Annotated in this window: 12 protein-coding genes; 6 read left to right on the forward strand and 6 right to left on the reverse strand. The window is 70.1% G+C overall.

Annotated elements, in window-relative coordinates; all coding sequences use genetic code 11:
- Positions 1–99: 99 nt before the first annotated feature.
- Positions 100–1683 carry a glycoside hydrolase family 26 protein gene (locus FRANCCI3_RS19825; protein ID WP_023840071.1) on the reverse strand — a complete coding sequence of 528 codons (1584 nt, stop codon included), beginning with the start codon at positions 1681–1683 and terminating at the stop codon, positions 100–102.
- Positions 1684–2492: 809 nt separating this feature from the next.
- Here FRANCCI3_RS19825 and FRANCCI3_RS19830 point away from each other — a divergent pair.
- The 6 genes from FRANCCI3_RS19830 (at position 2493) to FRANCCI3_RS19855 (ending at position 9189) form a co-directional block, all read left to right on the forward strand.
- Positions 2493–3347 carry a sugar phosphate nucleotidyltransferase gene (locus FRANCCI3_RS19830; RefSeq protein ID WP_011438304.1) on the forward strand — a complete coding sequence of 285 codons (855 nt, stop codon included), beginning with the start codon at positions 2493–2495 and terminating at the stop codon, positions 3345–3347.
- Positions 3348–3367: 20 nt separating this feature from the next.
- A complete protein-coding gene (locus FRANCCI3_RS19835) occupies positions 3368–4816 on the forward strand; it encodes a DUF4910 domain-containing protein (RefSeq protein ID WP_011438305.1) in 1449 nt (482 codons plus the stop codon).
- Entirely contained in the window at positions 4813–5595 is a 783-nt protein-coding gene (locus FRANCCI3_RS19840; protein WP_011438306.1) for an IspD/TarI family cytidylyltransferase, read from the forward strand. The genes FRANCCI3_RS19835 and FRANCCI3_RS19840 overlap by 4 nt, the downstream gene beginning before the upstream one ends.
- Entirely contained in the window at positions 5558–6481 is a 924-nt protein-coding gene (locus tag FRANCCI3_RS19845; RefSeq protein WP_011438307.1) for a hypothetical protein, read from the forward strand. The genes FRANCCI3_RS19840 and FRANCCI3_RS19845 overlap by 38 nt, the downstream gene beginning before the upstream one ends.
- The gene (locus FRANCCI3_RS19850) at positions 6478–7263 is read left to right on the forward strand and encodes an SDR family oxidoreductase (RefSeq protein WP_011438308.1); all 786 of its coding nucleotides are present in this window, start codon (positions 6478–6480) and stop codon (positions 7261–7263) included. The genes FRANCCI3_RS19845 and FRANCCI3_RS19850 overlap by 4 nt, the downstream gene beginning before the upstream one ends.
- Before the next feature lie 369 nt (positions 7264–7632).
- Positions 7633–9189: a hypothetical protein gene (locus FRANCCI3_RS19855; protein ID WP_011438309.1), complete on the forward strand. Its 1557-nt coding sequence runs from the start codon at positions 7633–7635 to the stop codon at positions 9187–9189.
- A 342-nt stretch (positions 9190–9531) separates the two neighbouring features.
- Here FRANCCI3_RS19855 and FRANCCI3_RS19860 read toward each other — a convergent pair whose 3' ends face one another.
- The 5 genes from FRANCCI3_RS19860 to FRANCCI3_RS19885 form a co-directional block, all read right to left on the reverse strand.
- Positions 9532–11106, reverse strand: a complete 1575-nt coding sequence (locus FRANCCI3_RS19860) for a Wzz/FepE/Etk N-terminal domain-containing protein (protein ID WP_011438310.1) — start codon at positions 11104–11106, stop codon at positions 9532–9534.
- A gap of 236 nt (positions 11107–11342) precedes the next feature.
- The gene (locus FRANCCI3_RS23690; protein WP_011438311.1) at positions 11343–13769 is read right to left on the reverse strand and encodes a hypothetical protein; all 2427 of its coding nucleotides are present in this window, start codon (positions 13767–13769) and stop codon (positions 11343–11345) included.
- Positions 13770–13871: 102 nt separating this feature from the next.
- Positions 13872–15206, reverse strand: coding sequence for a class I SAM-dependent methyltransferase (locus FRANCCI3_RS19875; protein WP_011438312.1), 1335 nt, complete (start codon positions 15204–15206; stop codon positions 13872–13874).
- A 771-nt stretch (positions 15207–15977) separates the two neighbouring features.
- Positions 15978–16607, reverse strand: a complete 630-nt coding sequence (locus FRANCCI3_RS19880; protein ID WP_011438314.1) for a dTDP-4-dehydrorhamnose 3,5-epimerase family protein — start codon at positions 16605–16607, stop codon at positions 15978–15980.
- Positions 16604–17632 (reverse strand): NAD-dependent epimerase/dehydratase family protein, encoded by a 1029-nt coding sequence (locus tag FRANCCI3_RS19885; RefSeq protein WP_011438315.1) that lies wholly within the window; start codon positions 17630–17632, stop codon positions 16604–16606. Before FRANCCI3_RS19885 ends, FRANCCI3_RS19880 begins: the two co-directional genes overlap by 4 nt.
- Positions 17633–17790: the final 158 nt, after the last annotated feature.

The following is a 17790-nucleotide window of genomic DNA, read 5'->3' on the forward strand; positions in this document are numbered from 1 at the left end:
GTCCGCCCCACGCAAGACCGTGTCCTGCGACACCCCCGCAGCCCGGGCCACCAGGCGAACAGGGACGAGCCAGCCCCGGCAGGGATCAGCCCCCAGGGATCAGCCCCAGAGCCGCTGGTACATCGCCGCCGCCGCGGGATTGATGGTGGGGTCGACCAACGAGGAACGGACGTTGTTCGGCACGGCATCGGGGAAGTACGCCTCGTAGGCGAGAATGTCCGCGTTACGCACAAACGTCTCGTGCATCTTCTCTATATAGACGGGGTTGTCCCCACCCGCGGCCCCGACCCGACCCGCCTTGGTGCCCTGCTGGCTGACCACGCCCCACTCCGGCACCGAGAACAGCTTGTGATGGATCCGCGCAAAGATGATCACCTGACAGAGACCGCCGGTCTCGTTGCACTGGTTGTCGAAGTCAGCGTAGGTCGGGCTCGGCGGGTACTGGTCGTAGCTGTCGACCCCGATGACGTCGACGTACTGGTCACCCGGGTAGAGATCGAAGGCGCCGACCGACGTGGTCGAGCCGTGGGCGTTGAGGTTCCAGTCGATGCGGACCCGCGGACTGGTAGCCTTGATCGCCGATGAGGCGTTACGGAAGCACTGCACCCACTGCTGCGGGTCCGTGGCCGCCCACGCGAACCACAGCCCGTTGAACTCCCAGCCCAGCCGGACGAACGAGTCGCCCCGCTCCATGCTCACCAGCCAGCGGCCGAACTGCCGCCACTCGGCGTCGTAGCGGCCGGCCGCGCAGTCGGCGAGGTTGCCCTTCTCCGGCCCCTCGTCCGGAAAGAGCGGCTGGCTGATGACCCATGTGCCGGAGAACCCGGCGAAGGTCGAGGCGCCGCGACCGATCCAGGGCTCGACGATCGCCCGCCAGCTGGACCGCTCGGTGTACATGACGACGACGTCGTTGGGCCGGCCACGGAATTCCGCCCAGCGGTTCGCCTGCGCCAACGTGTGCGCGGCGACCCCCGTGGGAAACTCACCGGTCGTGGCGGCCCGCTGCACCCGGGGCACGGTGACCGGCGGCTGGACCCCCGGTGCGGGCGAGGGGCCGGAGCTCGGCGACCGCGCGGGTGGCGACTGCGGCGGGGGCTGCGACTGCGGGGCGGACGTCGGGCCGCCGGCCACCGTGTCCGTGGGGTGTCCTCCGGAGGACACCAGAACCCAGGCGGTCAGGGCGGTCACGACCGCGATCGAGACCGCGACAAGCGGGAGACGCGGGATTCGGCCGGCTCGGCCCCCCGGGCGCGCAGCGATCCAACCGGCGACGCGAGACAGACGACCCGGGCCAGGTTCACCGCCGCCGTCCGCCCGAACACGCGCGTCCGGCACCGGCCCGTCCCAGACCGGCACGTCCCGGGCCAGAACGTCCCGGGCCAGAACGTTCGTGTCCGGCGTGTCCAGCCTCTTCCCGGCCGGGGCCTGCCGCCCGTGCCAATGGAACACGGTCGTGGTGGCGCCGTCCGGACGTGCCCGCACCGGGTCCGGCCGGTCCCCGCCGGGGGCTGTGACCGGGCCGCCATCCGCGTCGCGAGGAGCGCCGTCGCGGCGGATGTGGACCAGCTCGGTGGGGGAACCCTCGCTAGGGGAACGGAGGATCCGCGGCGTCGTGTCGCTTCGGCGACGGCGCAGCGGGAGCAGCCGGGCGTCCGGCCACTCGCCCCGGGACGGGGTCGGCATGCCGGCGCTCCCACCGGCGGGCCGCCGATCGGCCGAACGGGGCGGGTCCGTCTCGGAGTGATGCACCGTGCCGTCCTGGTCCGAGGATGGCGATCCGGCCACCGGCCAGCGACCAGCGGCCGGAGGGTCATCCGACCAGGAGCGCCCGCGCACCCGCATCACCCCAGTCGTACATTTCTATCTATAAAGTCATTTTTACTCATGTAGTGCAAAAGTGCGGCCAAGCGCGACACTCTCCCCGATCCGGTGGCTCGCAACGAGGTCCGCCATCACCGTCGACACCTGAGCCGAGGCTCGTTCGGTAATCCGAGAGTGATCGCTAAACAGTAACAACCACCGACGAAGTGCACCTTCGGCGGCCTCGGCTTATCACGCAGTGCAACGATCAGCCATCCGTAGACCAACCCTCCCGCTCCGAGAGAATTGTTCGACACGCGCACCCGACCCACCGAAACCGTCATCCGGTCCCGGAGCCAGGGAAGTCAGGGAAGTCAGACGCGTGGGAGGCCCGCGGGGCTGTGGGGTCTATGCCGCATACGCGGGTTCGTAGGGACACCGCCAGCCGGCAAAGGACCATACGGTACCGTTGCCACGGGTCACGCCCGCACGCACGTTCGCGGGCGAGCAGCGACGTCCTCACCCGCGTGGGAACGCGCCGCCCGCGCAGCCGGACCGCCCGGTGGCTGCCCCCACCGGTCACGACCAGCCGGCCCGCGGGACGGCTGCCCCGGATCACCCGGAGCGCGTCGCGGTCCCGCAACGACCAGGCCATTGACGCCCATCCGCCCCGAGTGCGTCCGGACCGGGGCATGAGCACGGGAGACGCAACAGCCTTGAGCATCGAGATCGCCCAGACCAGCGAGATTCCCGACGTGGCGGACATCCCCGTCGTGATCCTGTGCGGCGGGATGGGAACCCGGCTGCGGGAAGCCAGCGAGAAACTACCCAAGCCGCTGGTGGACATCGGCGGCAAGCCGGTGCTGTGGCACATCATGAAGACCTACGAGCACTATGGCTTCCGTAAGTTCGTGCTCTGCCTCGGCTACAAGAGCGATCTGATCAAGAACTACTTCCTCGCCTACCGTGCGCAGGTCGCCGACTTCACCCTCACGCTCTCCGACGACCACACCCCCCAGTTCCACAACACCGTGGGCGACGAGGCGTGGGAGGTGACCTTCGCCGAGACGGGCCTACTCACCGGAACCGGAGCCCGGCTGCGCCGGGTCGCCCAGTACCTGACCGGCCCGCGGTTCATGCTGACCTACGGCGACGGCGTGGGTGCCGTCGATGTCGGCGCGGTGCTCGCCGACCACCTGGCGTCGGGGCGGATCGGGACGGTCACCGGCGTCCGGCCGTCGAGTCGCTACGGCGAGCTGACCACGGACGGCAACGCCGTCACCCTCTTCGCCGAGAAGCCGCCGCAGACCGGCTGGGTGAGCGGGGGATACTTCGTCTTCGAGCGCGAGTTCATCGACAAGTACCTCGACGACGACCCGGCGCTGCTGCTGGAGCGTCACCCGCTGCAGCAGCTGGCCCGGGACAGCGAGCTGACCCTGCACACTCACGACGGGTTCTGGATGGGTATGGACACGTTCCGCGACTGGACCGAGCTGAACCAGCTCTGGGATTCCGGTGCCGCGCCCTGGCGTGTCTGGGCCGGCTGAGGTTCCGGACGGGTCCAGCGATGAGCGATTCCTCCCGCGGCTCCGGCGGTCCCGAGCCGAACGCTTCCCCCCTGAACGCTTCCCCCCCGAACGGTTCCGAGCCCGCCGACGCCGGCGAGTACGCGGCGACGGCAGGCGCCGACCCGGGTACGTGGCTGCACGACCTGGTCGCCACCCTGCTGCCCCCCATGCGCAGCATCACCGGGGACGGTGTCCGCACGACGCTCGCCACCGTCGCGCGGGCGCTCGGCCCGGAGCCCGCGCTCACGGTGCACGAGGTCCCCAGCGGGACACCGGTCCTGGACTGGACCGTGCCCCGGGAATGGAACGTCGCCTCGGCCCGGTTGACCGGCCCGGACGGCAAGACCGTCGTCGACGCCGCTGACAACCCGCTGCACCTGCTGGGGTACAGCACACCGGTCCGCGCCCGGCTGTCCCTCGACGAGCTGCGCCCGCACCTGTTCTCGATGCCGGACCGCCCGGACTGGGTGCCCTACCGGACCTCCTACTACACCGAGAACTGGGGCTTCTGCCTGACCGACCGGCAGCTCGCCGCGCTGCCCGACGGCGAGTACGACGTGGAGATCGACACCACCCTCACCGCGGGGTCGCTGACCTACGGCGAGATCGTGCTGCCCGGGACCACGGACGACGAGTTCCTCATCACGACCCACACCTGCCACCCGGCGATGGCGAACGACAACTGCTCGGGCATCGCCACGGCCACCCTGCTGGCCCGCACCCTGGCCGGGCTGCCCCGCCGGCACACCTTCCGGCTGCTGTTCATCCCCGGCACGATCGGATCGATCACCTGGCTCGCGCGCAACCGCGACACCGTCGGGCGCATTCGGCACGGGCTGGTGCTGACCGGCCTGGGCGACCGGTCGGACCCGACCTACAAGCGCAGCCGGCGGGGTAACGCCGCCGTCGACCGGGCCGCGGCGGCGGCGCTCGCCGAGACCGGGCGGCCGCACCGGGTCGTCGACTTCTCCCCCTACGGCTACGACGAACGGCAGTTCTGCTCCCCTGGCTTCGACCTGCCCGTCGGCCGGTTCGGGCGCGGCCAGCACGGCGACTATCCGCAGTACCACACGTCCGCGGACGACCTCGACTTCGTGACCCCGCAGTCACTGGCCGACTCGTTCGCGATCCTGCTGCGGACGATCGACATCTGCGAGCGCGACCGCATCTGGCGCAACACCACCCCGTACGGGGAGCCGCAGCTCGGCCGGCGGGGCCTGTACCGCGCCATCGGGGCCACCATGAACCGCCAGGCGATCGAGATGGGCCTGCTGTGGGTGCTGAACCTGGCCGACGGCACGCGCAGCCTGCTCGACATCGCCGACCGCGCGGACCTGCCGTTCGACACCGTCGCGGCGGCGGCCGATGCCCTGGCGGGCGTCGATCTACTCAGCGACGTCACCAGCAGCGACGTCACCAGCGCCGCGCCCGCGGGAGCCCGGCGGTGACCGACACCGCTGTCGCCGTCGCCAACGGTGCGGGGAGCACCGGGAACAGCGGCCCGGTCTGGACGATCGTGCTGGCCGGCGGCGGCGGCACGCGTTTCGGCGGGCCGAAACAGTTCTTCGACCTCGGGGGTGAGCCCCTGCTCGCCCATCCGGTCGCGGCGGCGCGGCCCGCCAGTGACGGCATCGTCGTGGTCGTCCCCGCCGCCCTGATCGGCCACTGGTCACCGCCGGACGGAGTGCGGATGGTCGCTGGCGGCGCCACCCGGGCCGAGTCCGTCCGGGCGGGGCTGGCTGCCGTGCCCGCGGACGCCGGGGTCATCGTGGTCACCGACGCCGCCCATCCACTCGCGACTCCCGCCCTGTACCAGCGGGTCATCGACGAGGTCCGCGCCGGCGCCGACGCGGCCGTACCCGGGCTCCCGCTCACCGAGGTCGTCAAGGAGATCCGCTCGACGGTGCTCGGCAGCCCCCCCGACGACACCCCCCGGTTGGTCACCGGGGCCTCGCTGCCGCGGGAGACTCACCGGCTCGTGCAGACCCCGCACGCCTTCCGGGCGGACCTGCTGCGCTCCGTGCACGCGGAGGCCCGCGAGGCCGTCGAGGACTCGGCGATGGTTGCCGCGGCCGGCGGCCTGGTCGTGGTCGTCCCCGGCGAGCCGGCGAACATCCATGTCACCACGCCGGACGAACTCGCCATGGCCCGGCTGCTTCTCACCCATGTTCGTTCCGAGGGGGAACCTAATGAGTTCGGTACTGGTCGAATCCACGCTGTCCGATGACGAGCGGCGGGCGAGGCTCTACGCCGGCGAGCTGTTCGTCTACGCGCCCAGGCCCGCGACGCGGGAGTTCGTCGAGTTCAGCCGCACCCTGATCCGCGAGGCCTTCGGCGATCTCGACCCCGAGACGGCGCAGTACCACATGCCGGTCGAGGACTACGCGGCCCTGCTCGCCGAGCTGAAGCCACGGTTCATCCACCACCCCACCTGCAAGGAACTGCTGCCGGCGATTCTCGCCGAGCACGGCTGCGACCTGTCGAAGACCTACTTCGACGTGCCCCGGCTGCGGACCTCGACGTCGGACGACTACCTCACCTCGGGCATCGCCTATGCCTTCCACCCGCACCGCGACACCTGGTACTCGGCACCGTTCTGCCAGCTCAACTGGTGGATGCCGATCTTCGACATCGTGCCGGAGAACGCCATGGCCTTCCACCCGCGCTACTTCTCCCAGAGCGTGAAGAACGGTTCCCGCGACTACGACTACTACGAGTGGAACGCGAAGAACCGGGCCGACGCCGCGAAGCACATCAAGTCCGACACCCGCAAGCAGCCCAAGCCCGAGGAGGAGGTGGAGATCTTTCCGCAGACCCGGGTGGTCGCCCCCTCCGGCGGCATAATGATCTTCTCGGCGGCCCAGCTGCACTCCTCGGTGCCGAACAACTCCGGCCGCACCCGGTTCAGCATGGACTTCCGCACCGTCCACTTCGACGACGTGGTCAACCACGTCGGAGCGCCGAACGTCGACGCGGAGTGCACCGGCACGACCATGCGGGACTACCTGCGTGGCACCGACCTGAGCCGGATTCCCGAGGACATCTGCCTGACCTACGACACCGCGCCGCCGCGGGAGGACGCGATGCTGGTGTTCTCCCACCAGAACGCATGACGGCGGCCCCGAACGGATCCGGCGCGGGCGACCCGGCGGCGGACGAGGTTCCGCTCGCCGGGCGGGTCGCCGTGGTGACCGGTGCGTCGAGCGGCATCGGCCGGGCCACCGCGCTGCGGCTGGCCTCGGGCGGAGCCACCGTCCTCGCGCTCGGGCGCGACCAGACCCGGCTCGACGCCCTCGGCAAGGAGGCGAGCGGTCCGGGCACCCTGACGCCGGTGCGCCTCGACCTGACCGATGACGCGGCCGTCGTCGCGTTCACCGCCGAGGTCACGGACCGCTACAGCCGCGTCGATCATCTGGTGCACAGCGCCGGCGCCTACGGAAGCGCCCGGGTGGACGCCGTGTCGCTGGCCGATCTCGACGCCCAGTACCTCGCGAACGTCCGAGCACCATACGCGCTCACCCAGCGGCTGCTGCCGGCGCTGCGGGTCGCCGGGGCCGACCGCGGCGCCGACATCGTCATCGTCAACTCCACCCAGGGCATCCGGGCCGGCGCGGGCACCAGCGTGTTCGCCGCCACCCAGCACGCCATGCGGGGGTTCGCCGACAGCCTGCGCCAGGAGATCAACGCCGACGGCATCCGGGTGACCACCATCCATCTCGGCCGTACGGCGACCCCAAGGCAGGAGGCGATCTACGCCCGGGAAGGCCGTGAGTACGCACCCGAGCTGCTCGTCCAAGCGGCCGACGTGGCCGATCTCGTCAATTATCTGATCCGGCTCCCACCCACCGCGGAGATCACCGAGCTGCACCTGCGGCCGGCGAAGAAGAGCTACTGACGCACTCACGCTGCGCAACGACTCGGGGCCCGTGGGCGCGCCAGAGCCCACGGGCCCCGAGGCCCAGAAGTCCGCCGACGGCGCGGTCCCGGACTCGGGACCGGAACCCCGGGACCGGAACCAAGATCCGGAAGCAAGATCCAGGACCAGGACGAACCGGCCTCCGCGGCCGCGGCGGAGCAGGTCAGCGGTGTAGCGTCCGGGTCCCGGGTGGCCGAGGGCATGTGTCCGCCCCGCCCCGCCGGAATCCAGATCTGCACGGATACGAACCGATGGCGGTCAAGCCTGACGACCGCTATTATTCATCGCCCGTGCCGGGTTCGAAGAGCCCCCCAGCAGCTGGCTGCAAGGCGTGACGGAGACGCAACCATGCGCTCCGGAAACGGCACGGAGACCACCTTGCGAGACGGCACGAGGGCCCCGGATAGACTGAATCGCCCACGCCGTCCGCCCGTAGCGCCAGCTAGCCGACCTGCCGACGTGCGGATGGGCTTCCATCGCCGGACCCCCGTCGCCGGACGCGGCGCCCGGGAGCCCACTGACCAGGAACGGGGGGGACGGGAACCAGTGGTCACCACCACGCTCACGACCAGGATTCCACGGTCGTGGGTGATCCCGACCCAGGAGGCCGGCAGCGGGAAGTCGGTCAACGACGCCACCTTCCGGATGCTGACGATCCTGCTCTTCTGCGAGATCTTCCTGCAACGGATCGCTTTCCCGGTGGGCGGTTCACAGGTCCAGGTAATCCTGCCGATCACCTATGTCTGCGCGGCCTTGATGCTGCGCCGCGGAGGTCTGACGTACAACTCCAGCCGGGTGACCACCTACCTCGTCGCGATGACGGCATGTTCGGCCTCGGCACTCGTCTGCTTCCTCCGCGAGAAGGACGACACGTCCTTCACCTCATTGCTGCTGCTGCTGGCGACGTACGTGCCGTTCGTCCTCGGCCTGCGCGGCGCGGACGCCCGCGCTCTCCTGCCCCGGCTGCTGGACCGTTTTCTGATCATGATCACGGTACTCGCCGGTCTCGCGCTGTTCCAGTTCGCCATTCAGCTCGTCGGCGTTCCGTACACCGACGTCGTCAAGGACATCGTGCCGTCGCAGTTCCTGATGCATGGGTTCAACACGTCCTACCCCGTGCAGTACGGCTCGTCGTTGTACAAGTCGAACGCCTTCATCTGCCTCGAGGCGTCATTCTGCTCACAGTTCCTCGGCTTCGGTATCGTGGTCTGCACACTGCGCAACGGCGGCTGGTGGCGCATGATCATGTTTGTGCTGGCCATCCTGAGCACCGTTTCCGGCACAGGTCTGCTCCTGCTGGCCTGCGCAGGCGTCCTGCTGGCCGTTCACAAGGGCGCCCGATTCGCGCTCACCGCCCTGCTCGGAGTGAGCCTCGTGGCGCTGATCATCAGCTTCACCCCGGCATCGAGCATCTTCGCCGCGCGTGCTACGGAGACATCCTCATCGACGTCCAGCGGCAGCCTGCGCTTCGTCCAGCCGTACCAGCGGACCTGGGACGCGCTCGGCAGCGACCCGATGACGGTGGCGTTCGGCTCGGGGCCCGGGTTCGCCGACCGGGACGCGGCCGCGTTCTTCTACCGCACCGGACTGCCGCTGAACTACGCCCTCCTGCCCAAGCTGATCCTCGAGTACGGCGTCGTCGGGACCACCGCGTTCATCGGTCTGGTGGTGGCGATGTTCGTACGCGGCTCGCAGTCGTTCGTGCTCTCCGGGTCGGTGTTGATCTTCTATAGCGTGCTGTCCGGAGGCCTGCTGGCCCCGGTTGTCACCGGGCTCGGCCTCCTGCTCGTCACCTGGTTCACGGTTACCCCCGAGGAGACCGTCAGGCTCCAGAGGGATCCGGGAGCGCCGTCACCGCGGATCCCACCGGCTCCCGCACCGGGCCGGTCCTTCGCCTCGATCTGACCCAGCGCGCAGCAGGCGCGCGACCGCACGCACCACAGCGCACGGATGGCGCCATCCGCCCATACCGCCATCCCTGCCCGTGCTCGTCTCGCCTCTCGCCTCTCGCCTCTCGCCTCTCGCCTCATCTTGGCAGGTAGGGCCATCGCGATGGCCGGAACTGGGACCGGGCGCCGGGACCAGACCCAGGGACCGGAGATACGACAAGAAGCCGCGACAAGAAGCCGGTACAACGAAGGAGCCGGGCGGTCAGATTACGCTGACCGCCCGGCTCGTCATACCGGCGTTGCGACGCCTGGAATCCAGGGAACCTCGGGGTCCCGGACCCTCGCGGCTACGGGCTCTCTAACGCTTGCCGGGGCGGGCGTAGCGGTCGGTGGCCTCCGAGTCCACGCCGCCGCCCCGCTTGCTCACCGCGGCCGAGTCCCCCACCGGGGAATTGGAGGTGATGGTGTCGACCGACGAACGACGCTCCGGGGCCGCCGCGACGGCCCGGCGGATGCCGGTCCGGCCGTCGTGCACGACGCCCACGACTCGCTCGGCGAGCGCCGGCCAGTCCCGCGGCACCTGCTCAAGCTCCTTGAGGCTGGTTTCGGTGGAGGTGATGACCACGACGGCGTCGGCCTGGATGGCGGAGGCCGCGGTCATCGGCAGCTCGGCCAGCGCCGAGGTGACGAGGATGACGAGGTCGACGACCGGCGCCCGGTCGGCGAGGATCGGGGCGAGGCCACCGGGCCGGGCGGCCCGGGCCGGCGACACGCGGTTGTAGAGGATGTGCCCCCGTCCGGTGCCGGACGAGCGTGCCAGGCAGGTCGGCTCGTGCGCCCAGCGAGGCAGCTCCCCGGAGGTCGCCCGGGGCAGTCCCTCAAGAACTCCCCGCACCTCGGACGACGGCGAGGTGTCCAGGATCAGGACGACGCCCTGATCATCGGACCATGCGGCGGCCACGGAGGCGACGAGATCGGCGGTCAGGTCCCCTCGCGACGCCGGGGTGAACGCGATCACCTTGCTCGTCGGGGACATCACCGCGGACATCGCCGAGACCAGGGTCTCGGCCGCGCTGGCGGTGGTCCGTCCCGGCTCCAGGACGGCGATCAGCGGCACGCCCAGGGTGTCGGATGGGTTGTGCGGGTCGAGGATGGTGGGCCGGCGCTGATACATGATCCAAATCGCCGCGATCGAACCGAGCAACCCGACGATCGCAGCGACCAGCGTGTTACGGAACAGGTTCGGCCCGCTCTGGCCTTCGGCGACGGGTGGCTCGGCCAGTTTGATCGACGCGCTCGCCAGCGCGGAGGCGGTACGGGCGGTGGCGATCTGCGTGTTGAGGTTCGCGATCTGCGTGTTGCGGACGGTGTTGTCGACGCTCCCGGCAATACCGGCTCCCTGGCCCGCAGCGGCCTGCTCCGCCACCAGCCCGTCACGAAGTTTGATCATGGCGCTGATATTCGCCTGGCTGTTGGGGCCATAGGTCGTCAAAAGCTTGCTGTAGGCATCCTCGGCCGACTTGACCAGCGCGTCCGCCGCCTGCTGGCTCGGGCCCGTCCCCTTGATGACGAAGAAGTAGCCCTCGTCGGACGGCGAGGTACTGAGCCGGGCGGCGACGTCCAGCTCGGGCAGCTTGAGTTCCTTCGCGATCTCCGCGACGGCCGCCGAGGACTGGGCGAACTGCGCCTGGGTCTGCACGAAGCGGGTCGCGTCGACCGAGTTGGCGCCGAGCGTACCCGAGTCCGTCGAGAGGAAGACCCGGGCACTCGACCGATAGGTCGCCGTCTGCGTCTTGGAGTAGGCGGCCGCCAGAGCCGCGAAGACGACCACGACGATGGCGACAACCAGCAGCCGTGGCTGGAGGATACGAAGCAGGGACGGGGCGGAGGGAGCCCGGCTGGTCTCGTTGCCCGCCTGCACGTTGCGACTCATGACGCACCCGCCACGGACTCGGAACGAGCGGACCGGGCCCGTACCCGGATCGGAGTGCCGGTGAGACGACGCAACGACTCCTCCAGCGGGACATGAAGCGAACTCAATGTGGCCCCCCACAGGAGCATCCGGCCCGTTTGCCGGACCACGGTCTAGATCTGACGGAACCGATTTGTGAGCATAGCCGATAGCGGATAGTAAACGGTCTATAGCTATGACTGACGCCGCGCGGATGCTCAGGTGCCCCGCCCACCACGCCGCGATCCGGTTCCGCGACCAGGCCGGCGAGGGCCGTGCTCCGGAGCGACATCCATACCCTCGACATCATCCACGGGATCCATTCGATGGTCAGATTCGCCAGCGTTCGACCGTCTCGACCGACGTGCGTCGCTCATCCCGGCCCGGCGCGGGCGCGGCAGCTCTCGTCCTCCCGGCCCCGCCGGGGCGGGGTCAGGCCCGGAGCCGCCCCGCGCCGCCCGCAGCGCGGCCTGCTCCGCGTCGTGCTCCCGAGCGAGTCGACGGAGCAGCACAAACCACACCGGCGCAATGGACCAGAAAGCAATGTTATAGCCGACGACCGCACCCCGCGCCTCCCCGACAAGCAACCCAATGATAGGAAAACCAAACAACATCGGCGCAAAGACCGCATTGACCCGAAATGTGATCTTGGCTTTTCCGAGTGCGTAGACCATGCAGGCCGGTCCGACCGGGACCGACGCGGCCAGATAGTGCAGAATCGACAGCCCCAGGATGTTCCTGACGCCGTCCCACGAGTCGCCCAACAACGCCTGGCCGTAACGTTCCGGAAGGAGGTAGAAGATCAGGCTCCACGCCGTGCCGATGGCGAGGACGAGGGCCGAGAGAGCGTAGGCGGCGCGCTCCCGGGCGTGGCGGGTCATGGAGGTCCGCTTGGAGAACTCCGGCAACGCGAAGCTCACGACCCCCACCCCGACCACCGTGGTCGGGCCGAGCAGCGTGCGCGCACCTTGCAGGGCGCCCACCGTCGCCAGCGAACCCACCGCTCCGATCACCAGCAGCGAGGTCTGCATCGCGCCCTGGACGGTGATGAACTCCGCCGCCAGATAGGCGGAGTTCGACTTGTTCCTGCGGAGCCATCGAAGGGTCTCGCCGGGCGACGGCCAGAAGCCGGCCTGGGCTATCCCCAGCAGGGCCGCGACGAGAGCCGAGGCCCCCCAGGCGAGCAGCAGCGGCGGGGATGCGGTCACACCGCGGTGGATGAGCAGGAAGATCCCGAAAATCTGGACGACCGCCCAGACGGTGTCGTTGACGAAGGCGCCGAAGGGCTTCCCCATCGCGAAGAAGACATAGCGCCACGCATCCTGCAGCAGCAGGCCGGGCAGCACGAGGCCCATCGCCGACAACGACGACCCGACCGGGCCGCCGAGGAGCAGACCCGGACCGACGAACGCGATTCCCACGGCCACACCGAAGACGAACGACGAGCCGGTGGTGGCGGTGGCCGCCGCCCGGAAGTCGCTCCGAGTGGCACCCGAGTAGAACATGCTCAGCGGCATGCAGCTTCCGGCGCGGACCAGGCCGATGACGATGGAGAACAACGTGTACGCAATACCGAACGCGCCGTACTCGACGTCGCTGACCTGATGGGCGATCAGGAACGAGACCGCGGCGTTCGTCGCACTGGAGACGGCCTGGTCCGCCAGCGTCCAGATCGCCTTCGACCTGGCTCCGCCACGGCCGCCGGAACCCTCGCGGCCCGGACCCTCGCGGCCCGGACCCTCGCGGCCCGGACCCTCGTCGCCGGTCAGATCGTCCACCAGGCCGTCGGCCCCGTTACCGGGCCCCGGCCCGAAGGACGCGGCCGCGGCGGCCCGCTCGCCGCCGCCCGTCGCGGCGGGCCCTCGTCGACCGCGGGACCGCGCGGTGCCCGCCCCGGGAAATCGGCCGCCACGCCCGGCGGGGGGCGGCCGCGGAAAGATCTGTGTGCTCTCCGGATCGGTCTCGTCGGTTCGACGCGCCCGCCGGTCCGAGCGGCGATGCCGGGGAGTCTGCCCCTCGACCCGCCGGAGGAGCTCGGTCTTCTCCGCCCGCAGCCGGCGTTGCAGCGCGCTCAGGTCCATCGTGGCGGTGACGACGTCGGGCGGCTGGATCGCGGGCCCGGACCGCCCGGACACCGGCCCCGCGGGGCGGACCGGGTCGACTGGCGGTCTTCCCCCGGCCTCGCCCGACGGTTCTCCCGCCTTCCCGTCTCCCGCCTTCCCGGCCGTTGGCACCCGGCTCACGGAGATCTCGCCCGGGGAAGCGGTGGGCCGTTGCTCCGACGGATCGCCGTGGGGCCGCACCGGGCCGGTCCGCACGGTACCCGGGGGCGGGCGGCGGATCAACGGCAGTCCAGAGACCTTGATGGTCTGCTCGCCCGCCCCGGATTCCGGCCGCGGCGCCGGCGCCGGAGCGGGCTGCGGGCGGATCGGCCCCGTGGACACCTCGAAAACCTCGCCGGGTCGGCGGCCGCCACGGCGTTCGAACCCTTCGCCGAGACGTTCGGTCCGCTCTCCGGGACGCTGCCCGGTCGCCCGCGCGGGACGCTGGGATCGTGGCACGTACCGGGTCTCGTCAGGGGAACCCTCGGGTGGGGAGTCGTCCTCCCCACCCGTGGCTCTCAGGTCCACGTCGATGTCCGTCATACCCGCTCTCTCGACCGGCCCGACCGGCTCAGCCGGCCCAGCGAGCAGGGTCCGCACAACCGCGGACGGAAATAACGACGGCCTGAGACCACGATGGGTTGCCTACAGCACTACGGGCCGGGGAACCGGCACGATGAAGGAGCCACCGCGCGCGGCGTACTCGGCCTGCTGGGCGATGATCTCCTTCTTCACGTTCCACGCCAGCAGCAGCAGGTAGTCGGGCTGCCGCTCCAGCAGGACGGCAGGATCGAGGATCGGCAACCGGGCGCCGGGCAGGTACCGGCCCTGCTTGTGGATGTTGCGGTCGACGACGAAATCGAGCAGGTCGGTACCGATGCCGCTGGAGTTCAGCAGGGTCGCTCCCTTGGCCGCCGCGCCGTAGGCGGCGATGGTCCTACCGTCGGCGCGCAGCGAGCGCAGCAACGCCACCAGCTCGTCCTGCACGGCGCGGACGTCGTCGCCGAAGCTGGCGTACCGGTCGAACGTGTCGAGCCCGGCGGCCCGCTCGGCGTCGAGCACCGCCGCCACCGACTCGGCCGGGTCCGCGGTGGCGGTGTGCTGCATGCTCCACCGCAGGGTGCCGCCGTGCAGCTCGGGGAACTCCTGGACGCCGACGAGCGCGAGGCCGTGCCGGCGCATCAGGGCGTCGACCGCGATCGTGGAGAAGTAGCAGAAGTGCTCGTGGTAGACCGTGTCGAACTCGGTGTGGGCCAGCAACGCGCCGACCCCGGGGTTCTCGACGTCGACGAGGCCGCCGTCGGCGAGCAGGATCGAGAAGCCCTCGACGAAGCTGTTGAGGTCCGGGACGTGGGCCATCACGTTGTTCGCTATGATCACATCGGCCTTGCGACCCTCCGCGACGAGCTGACGGGCGAGCTCCGCGCCGAAGAACTCCTCGCGGGTCGGCACGCCCGCCTCCCGGGCGGCCGCGGCCGGGCCCGGGGTCGGCTCGATCCCGAGGACCGGGATGCCCCGCTCGACGAACGCCTTCAGCAGGTAGCCGTCGTTGCTGGCGACCTCGACCACCAGGCTGTCCGGCCCGAGGTTGCGGCTCGCGATCAGGTCGATCACGTGCTTCTCCGCGTGGCGGACGAGCATGTCGGAGAACGAGGAGAAGTAGGGATAGTCCTCGTCGAAGATCTCGGACGCCGGCAGCTCGTGGGTGAGCTGGACGAGTGCGCAGGCCTCGCAGAAGCCGACCTCAAGCGGGAACGACGGATCGGTCGCGTCGAGGGCGTCGGCGCGCACCAGGCGGTTGGCGATGGGGGTGGACCCCAGGGAGAGGAACAGGCGCGGGGCCGGTCCGCCGCAGGACCGGCAGGCGATTACCGCCGTGGCGATGCCGCCGGGAGCATCCTGCTTCTGGGTCGCCTGCTTCTGGGTCGCGTCGGCCTCGGCGGTGCCACTACCGCGCTGGGCCGGGGTTGCGGATGACATGCGTTCCCCTAGGTGAGGTGTCGACATCGATCTTCACGATCTGGTGGACGGGAATGGCTGTGCCAGTCGGCCGCGAGGCCGAACGAGAGGCCGAACGACATGATGACCGCACATCCGACCAGAAGGATGTGACGGTCCCGCGAACGACATGATCTTCGTGAAGCCGGGACGGGCCCGCCACGCCGCCGGGCGATCGCCGGCGAAGGCAGGAAGGAGAGCGCGGGCACCGGGCATGCGGGCACCGGTCATCGGCCGGACACCCGCCACCCACCGCCGCAGCGGCGACCGCCGGACGAGCGCTCGTTTCCGTCGGCGAGATGCCACCGCCGGCACCGCTGACGGCAGCCCGATGATTTTCCGGCGAAGATCGGCGGTCATGGGTTCTGCGCACGCCGGGTCATGCTAGCCGGTGGGCACCACCCCCCACGTGACCCACAGTCGCCGAGAGGAAGCCGTGGCACCACCCCCCGACGCCGCCGAGCCGGCCCCGCCAGCCGTCCCGCCCGGCGGGTATCCGCGGCGTTGCAGGCATTGTCGGCCGTCGGTCGACCGACTGTCGACCGACGGCCTCGTTCAGCCGGTCGGGGGAAACCCCGGTAATCCAACCCTCACGTCCGCGCCTGGTTGTCCAGCTGGCAAGACGTGGGATGCCCTCCAGCACCCGCCCCCGTTCGTGGGCAACACCCCACACCCGCCCACTTTTCCCTGCCAGCATTGATTTTCACTGGTGGAGCGGAGGCCCGGCGGTCGACCGAACCGGGGACGACGGATTCAGGCCGTCGCGCCGACCCCGCCGGATGCGTGAGCTACATCACGTTGGATGCCGGGAGGGCCGGGTGGCGCGGCGTCGCCGGATGGTCCGGCCGGGCCATCGCCGGCCAGCAGCGGCCACGCACGGTCCTTGTCGGAGATCACCGAGACGGGCAGCGGCCAGACGATGCCCAGTCGCGGGTCGTCGAAGCGCAGCCCACGGTCGTGTCCCGGCGTGAACGGGACGTTCATCTGATAGGTCGCCTCGGTGGAGTCGACGAGCGTCTGGTACCCGTGCGCCAGGCCCGCGTCGATGAACAGCGCCCGATGGTTGTCGGCCGAGAGCTCCACCGCCACGTGCCGCAGATAGGTCGGCGAGTCCGGGCGGGGATCGACGACGACGTCGAGCAGGGCGCCGCGGGTGCAGCGCACCAGCTTGGTCTCCCGCACCGGCTCCCCCGCCCAGTGCATCCCGCGGACGGTGCCCGCGGAGGCGTTGTAGGCCACGCTGCACTGGGCGACGTCGACCGTGAGCCCCGCGGCGGCGAACTCGTCGGCACAGAACGTGCGCGCGAACATGCCGCGGGCATCGGGGAACGGCTCGACATCGACGATCATCACCCCGGCGATCGGCGTCGGCGTAATGATCACGAGTGGGCCCAGAACAGGTCGGCGTCGAGCTGGCCGGTGCGGATCAGGTACTGAAGCTGCTTGAGCCGGGTGTGCCCGCGGCCGGTGAACGTCTCGTTGTCGAGCTGGATACGGGTGAAGACGTCGTGCAGCTGCTGGGCGCCCCTGAGCGCGTTCCAGTCACAGGAGAAGCCGGGCAGGGTGGAGGCGATCTTGTCGAACGACACCCGGTAGCTGCGATTGTCACCGCCGTTGTCACCGAAGCTCAGCGTGCAGCCGGTGAACACCGTGGCGACCGCGTCCGCGATCTCCTTCACCTGGTAATTCTGCTCGCTGTCGCCGACGTTGAAGATCTGGTTGTGCACGATGTCGCGCGGTGCGGTCAGCACCAGGCGGATCGCCTTCGCGATATCGAGCCCGTGGACCAGCGGGCGCCACGGGGTGCCATCCGAGGTCATCGCGATCTCGCCGGTAGTCCAGGCCACCCCGGCCAGGTTGTTGAGCACGATGTCGAAACGCTGCCGCGGGGAGGCACCGTAGGCGGTGGCGTTGCGCAGGAAGGTCGGCGAGAAGGTGTCGTCCGCCAGCGGGGCGACGTCACGCTCCACGTAGACCTTGCACTCGGCGTAGGGGGTCTGCGGGTTCACCGGCGAGGCCTCGGTGACGTCCACACCGGTCGCGACGCCGTAGACGCTGCAGGAGGACATGTAGACGAACCGTTCGACGCCGGCCTGCTTGGCCAGCTTCGCCAGCCGGACCGAGCCGACGTGGTTCACCTTGTACGTCACGTCCGGGGCGAGCGCGCCGAGCGGGTCGTTGGACAGCTCCGCCATGTGCACGACGGCGTCGACCCCCGCGAAGTCCTCGACCGTGAGATGGCGAAGGTCCTTGTCAAGGGTCAACGGGGTCCGGTCGACGCCGCGGTACAGCCAGCCGTACTTGTAGTAGCCGGTGTCCACGCCGATGACCTCATGGCCATCACGCAGCAGCTCGGGCGCGAGCAGGCACCCCAGATACCCCTCCGTGCCCGTCACGAGCACCTTCATCCGCGAGTCCTCCCCATCTCGGCAACGGCACAGGTCGGGTCCAATCGGACACCAGTGTTCCGGCCTCAAACCGTACCGAGTCGATCCCACGAGCCGGTCGCCGACATCCCGCAGTGGCGCGTCGGCAGTCTCAGCGCGCCGGCGGGCGCGTCACCCGG

The sequence above is a fragment of the Frankia casuarinae genome (assembly GCF_000013345.1).
Taxonomy (GTDB): domain Bacteria; phylum Actinomycetota; class Actinomycetes; order Frankiales; family Frankiaceae; genus Frankia; species Frankia casuarinae.

Coding starts and splice junctions, on each gene's coding strand:
- FRANCCI3_RS19825 (WP_023840071.1), bottom strand. CDS start 1,683: ATGCCGACCCCGTCCCGGGGCGAGTGGCCGGACGCCCGGCTGCTCCCG.
- FRANCCI3_RS19830 (WP_011438304.1), top strand. CDS start 2,493: ATGAGCACGGGAGACGCAACAGCCTTGAGCATCGAGATCGCCCAGACC.
- FRANCCI3_RS19835 (WP_011438305.1), top strand. CDS start 3,368: ATGAGCGATTCCTCCCGCGGCTCCGGCGGTCCCGAGCCGAACGCTTCC.
- FRANCCI3_RS19845 (WP_011438307.1), top strand. CDS start 5,558: ATGAGTTCGGTACTGGTCGAATCCACGCTGTCCGATGACGAGCGGCGG.
- FRANCCI3_RS19850 (WP_011438308.1), top strand. CDS start 6,478: ATGACGGCGGCCCCGAACGGATCCGGCGCGGGCGACCCGGCGGCGGAC.
- FRANCCI3_RS19855 (WP_011438309.1), top strand. CDS start 7,633: ATGCGCTCCGGAAACGGCACGGAGACCACCTTGCGAGACGGCACGAGG.
- FRANCCI3_RS19860 (WP_011438310.1), bottom strand. CDS start 11,106: ATGAGTCGCAACGTGCAGGCGGGCAACGAGACCAGCCGGGCTCCCTCC.
- FRANCCI3_RS23690 (WP_011438311.1), bottom strand. CDS start 13,769: ATGACGGACATCGACGTGGACCTGAGAGCCACGGGTGGGGAGGACGAC.
- FRANCCI3_RS19875 (WP_011438312.1), bottom strand. CDS start 15,206: ATGTCATCCGCAACCCCGGCCCAGCGCGGTAGTGGCACCGCCGAGGCC.
- FRANCCI3_RS19885 (WP_011438315.1), bottom strand. CDS start 17,632: ATGAAGGTGCTCGTGACGGGCACGGAGGGGTATCTGGGGTGCCTGCTC.